The sequence below is a fragment of the Thiomicrorhabdus sediminis genome, from assembly GCF_005885815.1.
In the GTDB taxonomy this organism is placed as follows: Bacteria; Pseudomonadota; Gammaproteobacteria; order Thiomicrospirales; family Thiomicrospiraceae; genus Thiomicrorhabdus; species Thiomicrorhabdus sediminis.
In genome coordinates, this window is the sequence record NZ_CP040602.1 from 930,324 (window position 1) to 949,818 (window position 19,495).

17 protein-coding genes are annotated in these 19,495 nt (G+C 42.3%); 12 read left to right on the forward strand and 5 right to left on the reverse strand.

All coding sequences use genetic code 11. The annotated features are described in order from the left end of the window. Positions 1–106 precede the first annotated feature (106 nt). The 6 genes from FE785_RS04250 to FE785_RS11020 all read left to right on the forward strand — a co-directional run bounded on the left by FE785_RS04250 (position 107) and on the right by FE785_RS11020 (position 9,278). Entirely contained in the window at positions 107–3,949 is a 3,843-nt protein-coding gene (locus FE785_RS04250) for a PAS domain-containing protein (RefSeq protein ID WP_138564579.1), read from the forward strand. Between the two features lie 3 nt (positions 3,950–3,952). Continuing rightward, a complete protein-coding gene (locus FE785_RS04255) occupies positions 3,953–5,032 on the forward strand; it encodes an HD domain-containing phosphohydrolase (RefSeq protein ID WP_138564580.1) in 1,080 nt (359 codons plus the stop codon). Further along, positions 5,032–7,899, forward strand: coding sequence for a PAS domain S-box protein (locus FE785_RS04260; RefSeq protein ID WP_138564581.1), 2,868 nt, complete (start codon positions 5,032–5,034; stop codon positions 7,897–7,899). Before FE785_RS04255 ends, FE785_RS04260 begins: the two co-directional genes overlap by 1 nt. 72 nt (positions 7,900–7,971) lie before the next feature. Further along, positions 7,972–8,352: a response regulator gene (locus tag FE785_RS04265; protein WP_138564582.1), complete on the forward strand. Its 381-nt coding sequence runs from the start codon at positions 7,972–7,974 to the stop codon at positions 8,350–8,352. Between the two features lie 310 nt (positions 8,353–8,662). Next, positions 8,663–9,052 carry a DNA-3-methyladenine glycosylase I gene (locus FE785_RS10935; protein WP_275115357.1) on the forward strand — a complete coding sequence of 130 codons (390 nt, stop codon included), beginning with the start codon at positions 8,663–8,665 and terminating at the stop codon, positions 9,050–9,052. Beyond that, positions 8,985–9,278 carry a DNA-3-methyladenine glycosylase I gene (locus tag FE785_RS11020; RefSeq protein ID WP_275115358.1) on the forward strand — a complete coding sequence of 98 codons (294 nt, stop codon included), beginning with the start codon at positions 8,985–8,987 and terminating at the stop codon, positions 9,276–9,278. The genes FE785_RS10935 and FE785_RS11020 overlap by 68 nt, the downstream gene beginning before the upstream one ends. Before the next feature lie 181 nt (positions 9,279–9,459). Here the strand turns inward: FE785_RS11020 and FE785_RS04275 are convergent, their stop codons facing one another. The 4 genes from FE785_RS04275 to FE785_RS04290 all read right to left on the reverse strand — a co-directional run bounded on the left by FE785_RS04275 (position 9,460) and on the right by FE785_RS04290 (position 13,252). Beyond that, positions 9,460–10,542 carry an alkene reductase gene (locus tag FE785_RS04275; protein ID WP_138564583.1) on the reverse strand — a complete coding sequence of 361 codons (1,083 nt, stop codon included), beginning with the start codon at positions 10,540–10,542 and terminating at the stop codon, positions 9,460–9,462. A 161-nt stretch (positions 10,543–10,703) separates the two neighbouring features. Further along, complete coding sequence (locus FE785_RS04280; RefSeq protein ID WP_138564584.1) at positions 10,704–11,999, reverse strand: MFS transporter; 1,296 nt, start codon at positions 11,997–11,999, stop codon at positions 10,704–10,706. Positions 12,000–12,015: 16 nt separating this feature from the next. After that, complete coding sequence (locus FE785_RS04285) at positions 12,016–12,486, reverse strand: nuclear transport factor 2-like protein (protein ID WP_138564585.1); 471 nt, start codon at positions 12,484–12,486, stop codon at positions 12,016–12,018. Further along, a complete protein-coding gene (locus FE785_RS04290; RefSeq protein WP_138564586.1) occupies positions 12,452–13,252 on the reverse strand; it encodes an SDR family NAD(P)-dependent oxidoreductase in 801 nt (266 codons plus the stop codon). Before FE785_RS04290 ends, FE785_RS04285 begins: the two co-directional genes overlap by 35 nt. Before the next feature lie 160 nt (positions 13,253–13,412). On the opposite strand from FE785_RS04290, the gene FE785_RS04295 reads away from it, so the two are divergent. The 6 genes from FE785_RS04295 (at position 13,413) to FE785_RS04320 (ending at position 19,005) form a co-directional block, all read left to right on the forward strand. After that, the gene (locus tag FE785_RS04295; protein WP_238696367.1) at positions 13,413–14,837 is read left to right on the forward strand and encodes an NAD(P)/FAD-dependent oxidoreductase; all 1,425 of its coding nucleotides are present in this window, start codon (positions 13,413–13,415) and stop codon (positions 14,835–14,837) included. Positions 14,838–14,865: 28 nt separating this feature from the next. Then, positions 14,866–15,648, forward strand: a complete 783-nt coding sequence (locus tag FE785_RS04300) for a DUF1365 domain-containing protein (protein ID WP_138564588.1) — start codon at positions 14,866–14,868, stop codon at positions 15,646–15,648. Next, positions 15,642–16,892 (forward strand): SAM-dependent methyltransferase, encoded by a 1,251-nt coding sequence (locus FE785_RS04305; protein WP_138564589.1) that lies wholly within the window; start codon positions 15,642–15,644, stop codon positions 16,890–16,892. The genes FE785_RS04300 and FE785_RS04305 overlap by 7 nt, the downstream gene beginning before the upstream one ends. Positions 16,893–16,912: 20 nt before the next feature. Continuing rightward, positions 16,913–17,458 (forward strand): DUF3833 domain-containing protein, encoded by a 546-nt coding sequence (locus FE785_RS04310; RefSeq protein WP_138564590.1) that lies wholly within the window; start codon positions 16,913–16,915, stop codon positions 17,456–17,458. A 17-nt stretch (positions 17,459–17,475) separates the two neighbouring features. Next, positions 17,476–18,045: a chalcone isomerase family protein gene (locus FE785_RS04315; RefSeq protein WP_138564591.1), complete on the forward strand. Its 570-nt coding sequence runs from the start codon at positions 17,476–17,478 to the stop codon at positions 18,043–18,045. A 96-nt stretch (positions 18,046–18,141) separates the two neighbouring features. Continuing rightward, positions 18,142–19,005, forward strand: coding sequence for a MerR family transcriptional regulator (locus FE785_RS04320; protein WP_138564592.1), 864 nt, complete (start codon positions 18,142–18,144; stop codon positions 19,003–19,005). Between the two features lie 14 nt (positions 19,006–19,019). Here FE785_RS04320 and FE785_RS04325 read toward each other — a convergent pair whose 3' ends face one another. Beyond that, positions 19,020–19,481, reverse strand: coding sequence for a PAS domain-containing protein (locus FE785_RS04325; protein ID WP_202978322.1), 462 nt, complete (start codon positions 19,479–19,481; stop codon positions 19,020–19,022). Positions 19,482–19,495 lie beyond the last annotated feature (14 nt).

Genomic DNA, 19,495 nt, shown 5'->3' on the forward strand with positions numbered 1-19,495 from the left:
GGCCTACCTAATCATAACCTTGTCTTTTAAGGTAAAATACACGCTACAGTGATGCACGTTTTTTTCATATTGATGTCTCACTACTTTAAAAACATAAAGTATTTATATGTCTGAATTTGATGATATTTTTCAACAGTTGAAACTTAAATTTATCGAGTCTTTACCAAAAAGGTTATCTTCGCTTGAAGAGTCTTTCAAGGGTTTGGATCTTTCCGCTTTCGATCAAGCTTTATTGATGAGCTTCTACAACACCGTTCATAGCTTAAAAGGCACGGCGGGTACTTTCGGTTTTAAGGCTTTAGCTGAAATGGCTGAAAAGATTGAGGTTCAGATACAACCGTTTGTTGATGATAAAAAAGTGCCAGATAATGATCTGTGGCAAACATTGGCTAGTGATCTGAATACCTTAACGCATATTATCCAACAATTTGATCCAGTCGATTTTCCGGTTGATACCCCTTTTATCAAACAAGTTGAAGGTTCAAATGAAAGCTTATTAGTATATTTTTTCATAGAAAATGACATTTATTCATCAGTAAACAACCTGCAGCTAGAAAAGCAAGGTTATCTGGTCAAGGTATTTAATTCACAAGAAGATGTTTGTTCCATTCTGAAAACGTCTGAAACTCCTGATGCCATAGTGCTTTTCAGTTCGTTGACTATTGAAGACAATAATTTGCATCTTGGCGTACTAAAAGATTGCCGCGCTGTTTTAAAGAATGAACAGTTACCGATTATTCTTGTTGCTCCGCAAGATAGCCTAGAAGAACGTTTGGTTTCCTACCGCAACGGAATCAGCCGGTACTTGTTGTTAAGCTCAATTGAAAAAGACAATCAGCTACTTGTCAGATCATTAAATGAGCTTCTGCAAACAGTACCGCAGGAACCTTACAAAGTCATGCTGGTTGATGATGATGAGCTTTTATTAAAAGTTCAGTCAACGATTTTAGAGTCGGCAGGCATGAATGTACTAGCTATGAGTAATCCTTTTGAGGCGGTTGACAGTATAGAGGTGTTTAAACCTGATGTCTTGATTTTGGATGTCTATATGCCAGAAATCAGCGGGCTTGAAATTGCGGCAATATTGCGTGATAAAGAGACGCTTTTGAATTTGCCTATCCTGTTTTTATCTACAGAAACCGATGTGCAAAAACACGCTAAAGCCTTGGCTCTTGGTGGAGACGATTTTCTGGTTAAGCCTGTGGAGGTCAACTGTTTCGTTTCTGCGATAGCCGCTCGTGCCAAGCGAGCCAGAAAAATGGAGGAGATGCATTCTCGTCTGACAAACGAACTTTATGAGAGACAACGAGAACAGCTGGCATTGAACCAGCATGCCATTGTCAGTATTGCAGACAAACATGGAAATATTATCAGTGTTAATGACAAGTTCTGCGAAATCAGCGGTTATAGCAGGTCTGAACTTTTAGGCAATAATCACCGTATTGTCAAATCAGGCCAGCATCCCCCCGAGTTTTATAGAGAAATGTGGCGTACCATCTCAAGTGGAGAGGTTTGGCAGGGACAGGTTTGCAACCGTAAAAAGGATGGTAGCCTGTATTGGGTTGAGTCAACTATAACCCCCTTTATGGATGAAAAAGGCAGGCCTTATCAATATGCCTCCATCAGAACGGATGTGACACAACAGCGTTTAGCCGAAAAAGCGGTTGAGTTGGCTAAGGAACGTCTTAGACGCGGTCAGGCTTATGCCAATATCGGTACATGGGAATGGAATATTGTTACAGGAGAGCTCTTCTGGACGGAACGAATTGCCCCTTTGTTTGGTTATCCAGAAGGGGATTTGGAAACCTCTTACGAGAACTTTGTTGCGGCTTTGCATCCGGAAGACCGACAAGCCGTAATCGATGCGGTGAATGCCACCATAGAACATGATGAACCTTATGATTTCGAGCATCGTGTAATCTGGCCTGATGGCACCGTTCGCTGGCTACAGGAACGCGGTGCGGTGATGCGCAGTGATAATGGCTCTGCTATCAGTATGTTGGGGGTTGTTCAGGATATCGATGACCGCAAACGCGCGGAATTGAAGCTCGCGGAACGTGAGCAGTTATTGCTTGAGGCGCAAAACCTGGCATCGATCGGAAACTGGAGTGCCGATATGAAAACGGGGGAATTGTTTTGGTCAGATGAAATATACAAAATTTTCGGTTATGAGCCAAGAAGTATCACGCCCAGTGTCGAGCTTTTCCATTCAGCGGTCCATAAGGATGATGTCGAGCTTGTCAGGGAAAGTGAGCGGAAGGCTGTCGCAACGGGACGTCATGATGTTGTGCACCGAATAGTCAGACCTGATGGCTCCATTCGTTATGTCCATGAACTCGTCGAAATGAAAGTCGATAGTCACGGGCAGCCTCTGAGCATGACTGGAACCGTTCAGGACGTCACTCAGCTTAAACAGGCAGAGCAGGAATTACAAATTTTCAGACGCGTTTTCGAATCCTCTGATCAAGCCGTCTGGGTTGCGGATGCTGGGGGTTATTTAATTTATGCCAATGCGGCGCATGAAAAGCTATTTGGTTATTCGAAGCAAGAAAGTGTTGGCATGCATTATAGCGAGTTTCTCTCAAAAGAAGCTTTTCAATGGGTATCTGATGCGATTGTTGAGGCTCTAAATGGTGGTAAAAACTGGACAGGGCAGTTACCGGTAATCAGAAAAGATGGTGAGGAGTTAATCACATTTTCCAATTTTGGCCATATTGTCGGTGAGGATGGTAAAACTCAGTATTTGTTCGACATTATGAGTGACTATACCAAGGAACTCAATCGCCAAGAACAGCTGGCAAAAGCCAAAGAGGAAGCGGAAAGGGCAAGCAAAGCCAAATCGGAATTTCTGTCTTCAATGAGTCATGAACTGCGCACACCGATGAACGCCATTTTAGGTTTTGGCCAATTATTGGAATATGACGATAGCCTAAATAGCGGGCAAAAAGACAATGTCAAAGAGATTATCGATGCCGGTAAACACCTGCTAGAGCTGATTAATGAAATATTGGACTTGTCGAAAATTGAAGCCGGTCATGTCAATCTTGTCCTGGAACCTGTGAGACTTTGTTCGGTATTGGATGAAAGCCTTTCATTATTGGTGCCAATGGCTGTTAAACAAGGTATCCGGGTGCAGCACACTTGCAGTAAAAACGTGACTTTAAGAGCCGATAAAACACGCTTGAAACAGGTGTTGCTGAACTTGATCTCCAACGCGATTAAATACAATAAGAAAAACGGTTCGGTCACCATTTCAGTTTATATCGAACACAAGGTGGCTATTCAGATTATCGATACCGGTATTGGTATTGCTGAAGATAAACTTTCGGATTTATTCCAGCCCTTCAAGCGTATTGCGGATAATCAAGCAGAAATAGAGGGAACCGGTATCGGTCTGACAATCACCAAAAGCCTGGTCGAGATGATGGGGGGTGAACTTGAGGTTTCCAGTGAAGTCAATGTAGGAAGCACATTCACCATCTTCTTACCGATAGAAAAAGAGCTGCAGCCAGAGTCTAGTTCGCATAATGAGCAGAGTGGGGCGGGTGAAAATGCTTCTATCGCTGATGACCAATCACAAAGACATCAAATACTATACATTGAGGATAATATCTCCAATATCAAGTTGGTTTCTCAAATCCTTTCCGGTTTACCGGATATTTCATTATTGACGGCTGAGGATCCTGTAATGGGTATCGATTTGGCGAAACAACATTGTCCAGATTTGATTTTGCTGGATATTAACATGCCTAATATGGATGGCTATGAAGTGATTAAGGTTTTGAAATCTGAACCGTCGTTACAATCGGTTCCGGTTGTTGCGGTAACCGCTAATGCGATGTTGCACGATATAAAAAAAGGCGAGGCGGCAGGATTCGATGATTACGTCGTTAAACCGTTTGAAATTGAAGGCTTCATAGAAACTGTCAAAACGCAGCTAGAGGGGTAATTGATGAAATCTGTTCACGATAGTAATGATTGCCATACTGCCAAGATAATGGTGGTGGATGATGAACCTGTAAACCTCAAGTTGGTCGATAGAATTTTACGATCTCAAGGCTATGGATCCATTGTTTTGGAGAGCGATCCTAGGAATGTACTTGCCCTATATAAGTCAGAAATGCCTGACTTGATTTTGCTTGATATCAATATGCCTTACCTGGATGGTTATCAGGTCATGGAGCAATTGAAAGCGTTGAATGATCCTTTGCTTCCGCCGATTGTCATTCTGACCGCGCAGAGTAGCGAAGAATTTCTATTGAAAGCATTGCAACTAGGAGCTCAGGACTTTTTGGTCAAGCCTTTCAATGTCAATGAAATGGTAATGAGGGTACGTAACTTTCTACAGAGTCAGCTTGCGCATAAGGCCTTATACAATCAAAAGGCCTTATTGGAGGCTGTGGTGCAGGAGCGAACCGAAGAGTTGCATCATACGCGTTTGCAAGTCGTGCAAAGGCTGGGTAAGGCTGCCGAGTATCGCGACGAAGAGACTGGCTATCATATTTTGCGAATGAGTCATATGTGCGCCCATCTGGCGAAATCAATTGGATGGGACGATTATCAATGTGACTTGGTTCTTAATGCCAGTCCCATGCACGATATTGGAAAAATAGGGATTCCTGATTCAGTGTTATTGAAACCGGGTAAACTGGATGCCGAAGAATGGAAAATCATGCAGTCCCATACCACGATCGGTGCAAGAATGTTAGAAGGTGATGACAGTGATTTAATAAAGATGGCTCGTGAAATCGCATTGACCCATCATGAAAAGTGGGATGGTAGCGGTTACCCAAATGGTCTGGCTGGAGATTCGATTCCGCTAGTTGGTCGAATCGCTGCAATTGCCGATGTCTTTGACGCTTTGACTTCTGAAAGACCATATAAAAAAGCTTGGTCTGTCGAAGATGCGGTGAGTTTAATCAAGGAATCAAGTGGCAAACACTTTGATCCTGAGTTGGTGGAAGTTTTTGAACAAGTGCTGCCAGAGATGCTGCAGATTAAAAACCAGTTTCAAGAAAAAGAGATATTGTGATGCAAGAGGCTGCCATTCCTGAAAACGAGAAGGCACGTTTAGAAGCCCTGTATAAGCTTGAAATTCTCGATACCGAGCAAGAAGAACGTTTTGATCGAATTACCCGTTTAGTCAAGACGATGTTTGATGCTCCCATAGCATTAATTACTTTGGTGGATGAAAACCGCCAGTGGTTCAAGTCCCGCCAAGGCTTTTCGGTTTGTGAGACCGATAGAAGGGTTTCTTTCTGCGCGCATGCTATTTTAGAAGAGAATGTTTTTGTCGTTGAAAATGCGTTGGAAGATACGCGTTTTGCAGACAACCCATTGGTCTTAGATCCGCCACATATCCGTTTTTATGCGGGAGCTCAACTTGTCACCCGAGACGGCTTTGTCATTGGTACCTTGTGCATTATTGATACCAAACCTCGAACGTTTGATGCACAACAGCAAAAATCGTTGCAAGAATTCGCCAGTTTGGTGATGACCGAAATCGAATATTCCGATAATCGAATTTTTGTCCACGAAATGGAGCGTTCCAAAAAACTGACAGAGATTGTCTCAAGAGCTCAGTTGAATTTTATTCTGCAGGATGACCGCCAAAAAGCCTTTGATGGGTTACTCAACGATATTTTGACTTTGACAGAGAGTGAATATGGATTTATTGGCGAGGTCTTATATAGACAGGATAACGAGCCTTACTTAAAAACCTATGCCATAACCAATATTTCCTGGAATGAGAATACTCGTACGTTTTATGAGAAAAATGCACCAGTAGGGATGGAATTTTATAACCTACATTCCTTGTTTGGTGTCGCCTTGACAACCGGAGAACCGGTTATTTCCAATAATCCATATCAAGACCCACGGCGTGGTGGCTTACCTGAAGGGCATCCTGATCTTAACGCCTTCTTGGGGGTGCCAATTCATTACGATGGTAAATTGGTGGCGATGATCGGTATTGCGAATCGTCTTGATGGCTACGATGAAAAATTAATCGATTTTTTGAATCCTTTGCTTGTGACCATAGGGCAATTAGTCTCATCGGCCAAGATCAAACAACAGTTTATTCAGGGTAAAGAAGAGTTAGTGCTTTTATCCGAGGTGGTCAACCAAACCACTAACGCTGTAGTAATTACTGATTTGGATGGAAAAATAACCTGGGTAAACCCGAGTTTCAAAAGACTTACAGGGTATGAGAACGAAGAATTGATCGGGAAAAAACCGGGAGATATTCTGCAAGGGCCAGAAACCGATCCGTCTGTTGTCGAGCAAATAAGAGAGGCTTTGTCGGCGTCTACGGGTTTTGATGTAGAGTTATTGAATTACAGCAAGAGCCAAACGCCTTATTGGGTGCATATCCAATGTAATCAACTTAGAGACGCTCAGGGAAAGCATACGGGTTATATCGCGGTTCAATCGAATGTCACAGAGTCAAAAAAATATGAACAAGCGCTATTGGAAAGTGAGACACGTCTTCGCGGTCTGTTTGAATTGTCTTCCATGGGGATTGCTCTGAACGATTACGATACCGGTGCATTTATCGAATTCAATAATGCCTTGCTGCAACAGACCGGCTATAGCAGAGAAGAGTTTAACGCACTGAGCTATTGGGAGCTGACCCCTAAAGAATATCAAGAGTCTGAAGCTATACAGTTGAAAAACTTAGAACTCACAGGGCGCTACGGCCCTTATGAAAAAGAATATATTCGTAAAGACGGCAGCCGTTTCCCGGTGGTGTTAAACGGTATGCTGATCGAAGGTCCTAGTGGGCGTAAATTGATTTGGTCTTTTATCGAAGATGTGTCCGAAAGCAGAAAGAACCAAAGAGAATTGAATCAATTCAAAACCACTCTGGATCAGACATTGGATTGCGTATTTATGTTCGATGCCGATCAGTTAAAGTTCTTTTATGTCAATCAGGGGGCGATTCAGCAACTGGGTTACAGCAAAGAAGAGCTTCTGGCAAAACATGCATACGATATTAAATCGGAATTCGATAAGAAACAGTTTAAGCAGAAGATCATGCCTTTGTTAAATGGAGAGAGCCCTTCAATCAGGTTTGAGACCATTTATCAGCATAAGGATGGCAAGCTTATTGATGTTGAAGTGTTCTTACAATATATCTCACCGAAAAACGAGCAGCCAAGATTTGTTGCCATTGTTAGAGATATTTCCGAGCGTAAGCGAATTGAGCGCATGAAAAGTGAATTTGTTTCCATGGTCAGTCACGAATTAAGAACGCCATTGACCTCGATATCCGGAGCTTTGGGATTGGTGGTCGATGGTAGGTTTGGCAATTTGGACAAAGATGTCCTGCAAATGTTGTTGATCGCCTATAAAAATACCGGGCGTTTGTCGCATTTGATAGATGATTTACTGGATATGGAAAAGCTTTCCGTCGGTAAGCTAAAGCTTGCCATGCAACGCGAATCTGTGGCGGATATGATTCAGCATTCGGTAGATGCTCACAAAACTTATGGTGTCGAAAAAAATGTCAGTATTGAAGTTCAATCGATTGATGCAGACCTTGAAGTTGAAGTAGACAGCATTCGTTTTGAGCAGGTGATGGCGAATTTACTGTCAAATGCGATAAAGTTCTCTCCGAATGATTCTTTGGTTACCGTTTCAGTCGAGGTATTGAATGGTTACGTCAGAACCCGTGTGACCGATAATGGCTGTGGTATTCCTGAAAGCTTCCATGACAAGATTTTCGATAAATTTTCTCAAGCGGATTCATCCGATACCCGAAAAAAAGGTGGAACAGGCCTTGGGTTGGCTATTACCAGAGAATTGGTAGAGCGCATGCAAGGGCATATAGGCTTTAATTCGGTTGAAGGTGAGGGTGCGGAATTCTGGTTTGAATTTCCGCTATATCGAAGTGTGTGACAGAGTATAAATGATCCATGCAGACTTTAATCCAATAAAAAAGTTGAAGCGTCTGCTTGATAGAGGGTTGAAATGAAAGATTTTAAAAAAATTCTTTATATTGAAGACGATCTGGATATCCAGATGGTTGCCAGTATGACACTGGAAAAAATCGGCGGTTTTGAGGTGACCGCTTTTTCTTCTGGGCATGCGGCACTTGAGAATTTAGGTGATTTTTGTCCGGATATCCTGTTACTAGATGTAAGGATGCCGGAAATGGACGGTCCTTCAACACTAAAGGCATTACGGGAAAATTTTGATTACCTTTCTGATGTCCCTGTCGTGTTTATGACAGCTAAGGTCCAACCTGACGAGATCAAGTTTTTGCAATCTTTGGGGGCGAAAGGTGTGATCAAAAAACCTTTTGATCCGATCACTTTGTCGGACGAACTGTTGAAAATTGTCAAAAGCTAGTTGGCAAAAAACTGACTTGTTCGACAATAAAGGCACCTTTATTTTATCTAGAATTATTCAAATTCAAATACAAGCCAGCTACCAATAGTTTGAGTTTATGCCCATTTAGTTTTGTTTCGTCTGCAGTCTAGGCGAGGGGTTTAGTAATTGTTCACAATATTTATGTGTCTGAACTGCAAACAAGAGTTAGCGAAGATGCATTTGTGGTTGAAGGCAATGTCAAAGCTAAAGCCGAAATCCTTTAGGTTGACCCTAAGAAAGCCGGCCAGCGCTTACAGTTTGTTATTGATTAGTTCATGGGAGCGATAAATTGAGTTCAACCGTTATTGGTGATGATGGAAAACCGCGCTGCAGTTGGTGTTCTGCGGCCTCAGAGTTCGTTGAATATCATGATAAAGAATGGGGCTACCCTGTCGATAATGATATCCGACTATTTGAAAAATTGTGCCTTGAAAGCTTTCAGTCAGGGTTAAGTTGGCGCACGATTCTCGCCAAGCGGGATAATTTTCGTTCAGCGTTTCACGGCTTTGATTTTAACGAAATAGCGCGATTTACAGAAAAGGATGTTGAGCGCTTATTGACAGATAAAGGCATTGTTCGTCACCGTGGAAAAATAGAAGCGGTTATCAACAATGCCAAGTGCGCACAAAAATTTGGTCGCCGAAGCTGGGTCTCTGGCGGCGTTTTTCTGGAGTTATGAACCCCGCGAAGAAGAGTTGGCCAAGCCTCAAACCGTTTCAACCTCAGAGGCATCGAAAGCGTTATCAAAGGCGTTAAAGAAAAAGGGCTGGAAATTTGTCGGTCCTACAACCCTATACGCCTTTATGCAGGCTATGGGGTTGATCAATGACCATGCGGAAGGCTGTGTTTTTAGGGCTGAGGTAACAAAGGCCCGTGAGAAATTCAATAAGCCTCAAATGCGTTAACACTGAGATGCTATTGGCGGTGGGGCATCAAAAGCGACATCAACCCGGATATCAGTGTTAGCCAAAGGCAACCAAGGTTGCTTTTGGCTGTAGAAATTTCATATTCAAAATTCGCTTAAATGTTTTTGCTTATAAAAAAGCCCGCGATACGGGCCTTTTTAATTTAGCGTTTTTTAAATCACTATACCGACATAAAAGGGTAGTCGTTGTAGCCTTTCGCTCCCGGTGTATAGAAGGTATCGGGATCGGCCTGATTGAGCTCTGCATTGGCTGCAATGCGCTCCGGCAGATCGGGATTGGCGATAAAAGGCACACCAAAGGCGACCGCCGCTGAATTACCGGTGGCGATTTCCGCTTCGGCTTCTTCAGCACTGTAACCCATATTGGTAATCAGATTGCCCTGGTAGACTTTTTGCGCGACCGATAAAACGTCTTCGGTTTGCTCGCCATAAAAATCGCTGCGCATAATATGCAGATAAGCCAGGTCATACTGGTTTAGCCTTTCACACAAATACTGCGTCAAGCCACATGGGTCACTGTCTCGCATCGAGTTGAAGCTATTGATTGGTGAAATTCGGATACCGATACGCTGTTCATCGATAACACTCATACAAGCATCGAGGATTTCAAATAATAAACGAGAGCGGTTTTCCAAGCTGCCGCCGTATTCGTCTTCGCGTTTGTTTGAACCGTCTCTGAGGAATTCATCAATCAGATAACCGTTGGCGGCGTGGATTTCGATGCCGTCAAAACCGGCTTTGACGGCATTGATCGCCGCTTGTTTAAAGCCTGCCACAATTGCCGGGATTTCCGCTGTCTGCAAAGCACGTGGAAGGGTATAAGCCTGTTTTCCATTTGGGGTATGCACATCGGCATTGGTGATGGCTATTGCGCTAGGAGCAACAGGTGTGCGGCCATTGTTTAAATCCGGGTGACATGCGCGTCCGCCGTGCCAGACCTGCACAAAAATGCGCCCGCCTTTATCGTGAACGGCTTGAGTGACTTTCTGCCAACCTTCAATCTGTGCTTCTGAATAGATTCCCGGTTCTTTCCAAAATGCACTGCAGCCTTCCATTGCCATCGTCGCTTCGGCAATTAACAGGCCGGCACTGGCTCTTTGCGCATAGTGCTCCACCATCAATTCATTAGGAATATGGTCTTGCTCGGTTCTTGCTCGTGTTAACGGTGCCATAACGAAACGATTCGGTAATTCTACAGCACCGAGTTTTAGTGGCGTGAATAGATTTGGAAATTGATCAGACATATTGTGCTTCCCATTAGATATACAGATAAATAACTGCTCATTTAGTTTTCAATAAATTCGCTTGAACAGTTTGTGTTTGCGTTAACTATAGCAAATCGTAAGGTATATCAATGTTCGAGTCTAAGGAAAACTGAGTTAAGCAATGTGCAACAAAACGCACTTCAAAATTGCAAAAAAATCCGTGTCTTTAGTATGTGCAGTACCCAAGTTTTCAATACGATTGCCGGTAATGCATATAACAGTAATAACCCCGTATCCGGTTCTATGCCAAGCCAGTTGAGGCCGTCTAACGCCGGTAAAGAAAATCCGATGGCAACCGCCAAACTTAATTTGGTTGTCATTCCCCAAATACCGAATAAAAATCCATTTAAATTTTCTGAACGTTGCGAAACTTGTCGGCTAATATCGGTTTGTATTGATGCTGGAATGGCAATATCGACGACCAGGCTGAGACCGGTTAAAACACAGATAATCAGATAAAGGGTTTCATTGGCCTCGTCTAAAGCAAACACCGCTAAAAAACTCATGGCGGACAGAGCAATCGATAAACGCCAAATTTTGATGTTACCAAAACGTCTGGCCAAATAAAGCCAAACTGGTAGGGCGAGTAACCCGGTTAAAAAATAAACCAACAGAAATACGCCGACTTGATCTTTGAGCTGCAGATATTGGTCGACAAAAATTATAAACAGCGTCGCAGGAATGGCATTGGCTAGGTTATTTAAAAAATAAGGTTTGAAAATCTTTAAGGCAAAAGAGTGATGGCAACGGATTATTTGCCACTGCTGAAAAAAACTATGCGCTTTGTGGTCGGTAGGGGGGCTAGGCTGAAGTTTTGCTCTTTGCGTTATCAAAAGCAGTAATGAGAACATGAAAATGGCCACCAGAATAAGCCAGAAACTGTTGTAAAAGCGTTGTTCTGTGACCTCTGTCTGTAACAAGAAAGGCAGTAGCAGCATAGCCATAACGCCAATGATGGAAAGGCTTTCTCTGGCGCTTATCAATGGATTTTGTCGGTTTTCAATATTACGGCCTGTTGCAGAATTGTCTGCAGGAGAGATTTCTGCGGCAAGTGCAAGGTAGGGAATTTGTACCAGTGTCCAAAAAAAATAACTGATGAAACTCAGGGCAAAGATTAAAATCCAGGAAGGGTTACTCTCACTAATCAAGGTAGGTTGAAACAGGAATAATAAGCTGATCAACAACAAAATGCTGGCGATGAAGATCTGTTTGATTCGATCAAACTTTACCCTGAATTTGTCACTCCAGTAACCAATTAATGGGTCTGTAAACACATCCAGTATTCTCGCTAACAATAGCGCCGAGCCAATCGCGGTTAAACTCAATGAGAATTGTTGATTATAAAAAGAGGGCAGGTAGATATAAACCGGCAAGCCAAGCATGGCAATAGGCATTGCCAGTAAAGCATAGGAAAAATGGTTTGCTATGGGTCGCATCGATCTATCTCTATGCTCAAGCAACGGTGAGTTTGCGTTTTACCAATCTAATCAGGCTACCCAATAGAGGCAGTTTCTCGTAGAAGTACTCTGCCGCGTCCCAAAAATCGATATGCTTGGTTATCAATCCGGTTTCATCCAGTTGAATAAGGCTATTGCCAATAATGGTTTCCAGCTGATTGGCGTTTGGTGAAAGCTTAAAACTGAATTGCCAGTAAGCACTACCCTGGTTCTCGTCAAAATAAACGTTGATAATTTTGAATTCAGGCTCATAACACTGACTGAACATATGGAGGAAGATTCGCTCACAGTGTTGCGCATCAAATACATGGTTAAAGGGGTCCTTAAACTCTATTTGAGGATGCCATCTAGGCGTTAAATCCTCAGCCAGATTATTGATAGACAAATTTTCAAAGCATGCCAAATAATCCTCAAGTGATTGTTTTAAAAGATTATTGTTTATGGGGTTGTCTGTTGCGGTCTTCATCTTTCAAAGCCTTTTGGGTGATCGCTAAAGTCCAACTTTTAGGGAGTCGTTTAAGGGTTCCCAGCAAGCTGGAAAGTGAAAATGGAAAGCGGGTTTCAAATTTATTATGGTTGAACACCTTGGCAATCTTTGCTGCAGCTTGTTCGGCATCCATCAATCCCAGCATGACAAAATCGTTTTTTGCGGTCAATCTGGTCTTCACAAAACCGTGGTTAATGACCTGTAATTGGATATTGTGTGCTTTGAGTTCGGGTTGCAGTGATTCAGCCAGATTCATTAAAGCCGCTTTGGGAGCGGAGTAGGCCCCTCCATAGGGCAAGCCGAAATCAGCTGCAAGACTGATATTCCATATCCAGCGGCCGTGACCTTGATTCAAAAAGCACTCTTTTAAGGCTATTAACATGCGAACTGCACCCAGATAGTTTATATCGTTGGTTTTTTCAAATTCTGTCATTTGCCATTCAGACATTTTCATCGGAGTATAGGTGCCAGCGTTATAAAAAGCGATATCGACCACCTCTAAAAAGGCAATGGCTTCTTTAACTGCGCTTTCGATCTGTTGATTTTTCGTTACGTCTAGGTTTAGTAATTTAAGTTGAGAGTGATGTTTTTTTTGCAGCTTCAGTAGCGATAGTGAAGATTCTGCGCCACGCGATGAAACCACCAATTTATGGCCTTGATCAAGCAAAATCTGAGTCAGCTCAAAACCGATTCCCTGTGAGCCACCAATCAACCAGATTCGATGAAGCTTATGTTCGCTATGCATTTTGACCTCGATAGTTGTTAAAACTTATACAGAGATTGTATTTAATTGTACAGCATGGCTTGACTAATTGTATAGTTATTGTATAAATTGTATGTAAAACCTATACAGAAAGTCTGTTAGCGATTGACAGCAAAAGGCTCATCGAGTCACTGGAACGAATATGAAATCTTCAATAAATCAAGATAACTCAATGCACAAGACGAATCAGACTATAAAGGGTTCCAATCAGCCTAAACGTATCGCTGTCATTGGTAGTGGTATCAGTTCCTTAAGTGCGGCTTGGTTTTTGGGTCAAGAGCATGAGGTTGTCTTGTTTGAAAAGGATAGCCGTCTTGGCGGTCATACCAATACGGTCGATGTATATGAAAAAGTCGGTAAAGCCTTGTCTATAGATACAGGGTTTATTGTATTTAACCGCCCAAACTACCCGAATTTAACCAAGATGTTTAAGTATTTAGGCGTTACTACTCAGAATACAGATATGAGTTTTTCGGTATCGATTGATAAAGGGAATAACTCAAAGCTTGAATATTCAGGTACCGATTTGAACGGTTTGTTCGCCCAGAGGAGCAATATTTTATCCTGGCAACATTGGTCGATGATTGGTGAAATTCTGAGGTTTAATCGCTTGGCCAAATCTCAACTCAAAGCTAACAGCTGTTCGAATATGTGCTTGAGCGATTACCTGGACAAGTTTAACTTTTCCACAAAAATGCGGGAGCATTATTTATTACCTATGGCAGCCGCTATCTGGTCATGCCCTGTGGAGACGATGTTGAGGTTTCCGACAAGAAGTTTTTTACAGTTTTTTGAGAATCATGGACTGCTCAACATCGAGGACCGCCCTCAGTGGGAAACGGTAACTAATGGTTCCAAGACCTATATTGATAAAATCCTTGCACAGGGAAATTTTGAATGTCGCCTCAATACGGCAGTAGTGAGTATTGAGCAAGAAAACGATCAAGTTGTATTACACACCAATAAAGGTCAATTATTGGTATTTGACGAAGTGATCCTGGGCTGCCATGCCGATCAAGCCTGGCGAATGATGGATGCCAATCTTCGTCAAACATTCAGTCCTTTGGCAAATTTTCGATACCAAGAAAATATCGCCTACCTGCATTGCGATAGTTCATTGATGCCTGAAAAAAAACGCGCCTGGTCAAGCTGGAACTATCTGCGCGATATGCAAAAACAGGAATCATCGGTCGCGGTTTCTTATTGGATGAATTTGCTGCAACAACTTGATACTTCGATAGATTACTTTGTCACCCTTAATCCATCGGTAGTTCCGCAGCAGGATAAAACCATTAAAAAAATCGTTTATGAACATCCGGTATTTGATGAAGCCGCTGTGAATTCGCAGAGCGAATTGTGCCAGTTACAAGGGCAACACCATATTTGGTTGTGCGGCAGTTATTTTGGCTATGGTTTTCATGAAGACGGCCTAAGCAGTTCTGTGGCACTGATGCGTCTATGGGGTATTGATTTGCCTTGGGAAAGAGCTGTCGGATTTGATCAGGAATCATCGGCCAATAACGCCGATCTGACCAATCAATACGAATTTGAGTCAAAAGCGAGCTAGAACGGTTAAACCAAGCGGAGAATTATAAATGCCAAGTACCTTATATATAGGACAGGTAATGCACCAACGTTTCTTCCCATTTGAATACCGGTTCAACTATGGAGTGTTTAGCCTGCGTGTCGATATTGATGAGATTGAATCAGAGACTGACTCATTGGCAATTCTCAGTTTTGATAGATTCAATCTGTTAAGTCTTTATCGTCGTGACTTTGGAGCACGATCAGAACAGTCGTGGCGTAGTTGGTTTGAACAACTGCTTTTGTACTATGGTGTCCATAATAAATTTGCACGCATCGAGTTGGTTTGTATGCCTCGATGTTTGGGTTATCAATTTAATCCTTTGGCAATGTGGTACGGCTACGATGAACAGGGGCAACTGATTGCTGTGGTGGCCGAAGTCAGTAACACTTTTGGCCAATGGCATCATTATGTTTTAAGTGATCAGGGACGACCATTGAACGAGAAAATATGTGCCGGAGCCGACAAAGAGTTTCATGTTTCACCATTTTTGAATATGAATTGCCATTATCGTTTTCGGTTACGAAAGCCCGATCTCAATTATCAGTTAGGAATCTATGAGACTCAGAATCAACGGCCGGTTTTAAATGCGATTCAGGTCGCTAAAGAACAGGATTTGGTTAACAGCAATCTGCTCAAGGCATTTTTAAAATTGCCATTCAATAGTTTTAAAGTGATTGTCATGATTCATTGGTGGGCGATGAAAATTTGGTTCAAAGGAGGCAAGTTTCATACGACACCGAAATATCTGGCTAATACTCAATACAGCCATACGGAGATGACGTTATGTTAAGAAATAATGCAGCGCTAAAATCTTCCTCTTTTGCCAAACTGGCCTTTTTAGAAAAATTACTGCCTGCTTCTTTATTGCAGCGTTTTATTATTAATTTGCCTTTTAAAAACATCGAGAAGGGTGTTTTAGTGATCAGTCTGGCAGAGAAAAGTTATCGTTTTGAGGGTGCCAGCCTAGGCGCGCATGCCGAGTTGATAATTGTTCATCCGGTGCGTGCATATTGGTTGATAAAAACCCAAGGTGAACTTGGTTTTGCCCAAGCATATTATGAAGGTGCCATTGATACCAGTTCTCTGTACCAATTGATGGATCTCGCTTTTGAAAATCAAACCGTTTTTGAACCGTTATTGGCACAAGGTAAACTGTCTTTTCTGAAGTTACTTGAGCACAGAAAAAACCATAATTCTATGGTCAATAGTCGAAGCAATATTTCCTATCACTACGATTTGGGTAACGACTTCTACAGTCTTTGGTTAGATAAAACCATGTCCTATTCGAGTGGTATCTTTGCGCACAAAGATGATTCGTTGTTTGAGGCGCAACAACAAAAATACGGCAAAATTCTCAATGATCTATGTATTGGTGAAGACAGCACTGTATTGGAGATTGGTTGTGGTTGGGGCGGTTTTATGGAGATGGCTTTGGAAAAAGGTGCCAAGGTAACTGGTTTGACCCTATCGGAAGAGCAAAAGAAATACGCCCAACACCGTTTGCAGCAGCAATTTTTGGCAAACCGTTTTGATATAAAGCTACAAGATTACCGTTTGGAGCAACAGCAATACGATTTCATCGTCAGTATAGAAATGTTCGAAGCGGTAGGTAAAGAGTATTGGCAGCAATATTTTGCCACCTTAAAGCGCTGTTTGAAACCGGGAGGAAAGGTTGCTATTCAGGTCATTACCATTAGCGATGCTGTCGTTGAAACTTATCAAAACTCGGTTGATTTCATTCAAGCCTATATTTTTCCGGGCGGATTATTACCGAGTGTTGAGCAGCTTTATCTATTGAGTACTGAGAACGGTTTTAGCGTTGAGCAAAACTTTGATTTCGGTGCCGATTACGCCAGAACCTGTCAAATCTGGAAGCACGACTTCAATAACCATGCCGAAATACTTACTGAAAAAGGCTATGATCAAGCCTTTCAACGATTATGGAACTATTATTTGGATTATTGCACCATAGGATTTGAAAAAGGCCATATTTCGGTCAATCAGCTCGTGCTCAGTAGACATGGCGATTCATAAGACGATATGTGGAGGCTTTTATGAAAATTCAATCAATAAAAGTTTTATTGGCTTTGGCTACTATGACGCTTTTGCAAGGATGTTCCAGTATGAATGTGGATATGTATCAAAACGAGAAACCTCAATTGGATCTATTTAGCTACTTTGATGGCTATACTAAGGCTTATGGTCAGTTTCAGAATCGTTCGGGTCAACTGATACGTCGCTTCGAGGTCGATATACAAGGCTCCATTAATAAGCAGGCGGAACAACTCAAGCTGGATGAAAGCTTTGTATATCATGATGGCGAAAAGCAAACCCGTGTTTGGTATATCGACAGAGCAGGGGACAAGCGTTACAGCGGAAAGGCCGACGATGTGATTGGCCAAGCGAACGGCAAAGTAGCTGGTAACGCTTTTCGTTGGCAATACACCTTGGATTTGCCTTATAAGAATGGAACCATTCATGTCCAATTTGATGATTGGATGTATTTGCATAATGACAAAATAATGCTGAATCGGGCGGAAGTCACTAAGTGGGGATTCAAAGTCGGTGAAGTCACATTGGTCTTCATTAAGCAAGAGTAGATTCAGAGGGATGCTTTATGTACATCAAAGCAGGCTTTTTTAATGTCATTAGCGCCATCTTAATGAGTTTATTTTTGAATATCTCTTATGCTAGTGATGCATGGCAAAAAGCAGAGCCAGGTGCACAAAAAAACGAAAAATGGCAAATGGTTTCCCAAGCGACAGCAACATGGTTGTGGGTAGACATTTATCAGGCAAGCTTATTTTTGCCTGAGTATGCCAATGCCGGAAAGTTGTTCAAGCAGCAGTTATTGAATGATTCGATTGCTGTTAAGTTAAGGCTTTGTTATCAACGTGATTTGACTGCTTCACAAATCATAACCGCAGCGGAAAAAATATTACCGCAAAACCTAACTGAACAGGTATCAACCGAGGTTGAAAGGTTACATCGGAGTTATCGTGATGTAGGCAGTGGGGATTGTTATGCCTTAGAGCACTTCAATAATGGCATTACCCAGTTGAGTCTGAACTCCGAGCCATTGTTTGAAACCGAAGCTAAAGGGTTCAAGCAGGCTTATTTCGGTATCTGGTTGGGAGCAGAGTCATTATCGCAAGATTTAAAGCAGAGTTTGCTTGAAGTGTTTTAATAACAGAAGCCTTATTTACAGGGTATTGGCGTTGCATAATTGATTTTGTATAAGTTTATGTATAACATAATTGCAAATTTTTAAGGAAGTTCAGTCATGAGTCATGACAAGGCACTTTATCCAATCAGGGAAATAGCAAGGTTGACCGGTGTCAGTCCGATTACCTTGCGTGCATGGGAGCGTCGTTATGACCTAATTGAACCGGTTCGCACCGATAGCGGTCATCGACTCTATAATCAAGCGCATATTGATTATATCAATGAAGCCGTTGAGCTGACTAAACAAGGTGTTGCGATTAGTAAAGTGAAAGCCATTTTGGCTGAGCGTGAGCAGCAGAGACTTAGTACCTTAGACCGAGATGAGAACAGCTTTGTAGATGAGTTGATCAACGCGAGTCGTGCCTGTAATGACAGCAAAATCAAAGAGTTACTTTTTCAGTTATATGCAGAATTCTGGCATGAACAGATTCAGCAGGTTCTTTTTAAGGTCACTTTTGCTTTGACTGAAGAGCAAAGTGCGGTCAGATTGCTCTGGCAAAACAGTGTCTTACCATTATTGTTCAGTAGAGTTTACCAAGCGAATAAACAAGCCAGATTGAGTCAATCTAATAAGATCATGCTTATCGGAGCCGGACAAGCAGACTTAGACGGTCAGTTGATTCAGGCGATTATCAGCAATGAGGTGGTTGCCATAGGTGCCAAACCCGTCATAGGTAGAAGGCTTAAATCAAGCCCAAGCACAGATAAGCTATTGTTAAACGAATTAAAAGCGCTACATTGCGGGATTGTGCTTGTCTATGCTGTAACCGATGCAAGCAACCAGCTTTCTGAATGGCTAAAATGGGCGAAAAATCACCAGTCTATTGAGGTACTGTTTGTCAGCGAAGAGCAAATAGAATTGACCAATCAACCGGTTAACTTTGCAACCTTTAGGTTCGCAGACGGGATTGTTTTGAACTAGGCATGAACGGTGGTTTAAGCGTTTTTCAGCGTGGCTAGTTCAGCCTCCAGTAAGGCAATTTTGCTCTCAGCCTGAGCCAATTTTTCCTTTAGCACGACTTCTTCGCTGACATCTTTTTGAATACCGATAAAGTACTCCAGTTCATCAACTTCATCAAAGAAGGGGGTGATACTCAGCTCATTCCAGAAAGCGCTGCCATCTTTGCGGTAGTTTTTAATAATGGTTCTGAGAGGTTCTTTTTTATCAATGGCTTGTCTAATCTGTTCGACCGCTTGTTGTTTGCGGTCATCTCCTTGCAGAAAACGGCAATCTTGATAAAGGATCTCGTCCGCACTGTAGCCGGTCAGCTTCTCAAAAGCAGGATTGACATAAATCAAAATGGTGTCATCCCCTTCTTTTTCAGAGACGACTACACCATCCTGAGCATTTTCAACAAGTTGCAGTAATAGATTATTTCTCAGTTTAGGATCTTTCATTCTTGCCTTAGTTG